The sequence below is a fragment of the Neisseria sp. P0021.S007 genome (assembly GCF_051956855.1).
In genome coordinates, this window is record NZ_JBQCXA010000300.1 from 1 (window position 1) to 839 (window position 839).

Sequence of the window (839 nt, forward strand, 5' to 3'; positions counted from 1 at the left end):
GCGCTCAACCTGCTGGCAGACAGCCCAGAATGGATGGCCAAAATCGGCGCCAATCCGATGTTCTTAGGCTTGGACTTGCGCGGTGGCGTTCATTTCACCATGCAGGTGGACATGAAAGCTGCGATGCAGAAAACGTTTGAACGTTATTCAGGCGACATCCGTCGCGAAATGCGCCGTGAAAAAATCCGTACCGGTACCGTCCGTCAGATTGAAAACGGTCTGATTGTTCCGATGCAGGACGCTGCCGACGTACAAAAAGCCATGCCTAAGCTGCGTCAGCTTTTCCCTGAGGCAAATTTGAACGCTGATGGCAATAACATCACGCTGACATTATCCGAAGAAGCGATTAACAAAGTACGCTCTGATGCGGTGAAACAAAACATCACCACCTTGCATAACCGTGTCAACGAGCTGGGCGTGGCTGAACCTGTCATCCAGCAATCCGGCCTCGACCGCATCGTCGTGCAGCTGCCGGGTGTGCAAGATACTGCTAAAGCAAAAGATATTATCGGCCGTACCGCGACTTTGGAAGTGCGTATGGTAGAAGACGACCCTGTCAAAGTGCGCGAGGCTTTGGAAGGCAATGTTCCGAGCGGTTTCGAGCTGTTGTCCAGTAGTGGTGATCATCCACAAACCTTGCTGATCAACAAACAAGTTGAACTGACCGGTGACAATATTAACGACGCACAACCAAGTTTCGACCAAATGGGTGCTCCAGCAGTCAGTCTGAGCTTGGATAGCGCAGGCGGCAGTATTTTTGGTGAATTGACCGCCGCCAACGTCGGCAAACGCATGGCGATGGTGTTGATCGATCAAGGCAAATCCGAAGTGGTTACCGC

At 52.0% G+C, this 839-nt stretch carries 1 protein-coding gene; it reads left to right on the forward strand.

Annotated features, from left to right (window positions below; translation table 11 throughout):
• A partial coding sequence (locus ACTHUR_RS12970) for a SecDF P1 head subdomain-containing protein (RefSeq protein ID WP_440398907.1) occupies positions 1-839 on the forward strand: 839 nt, incomplete at both ends.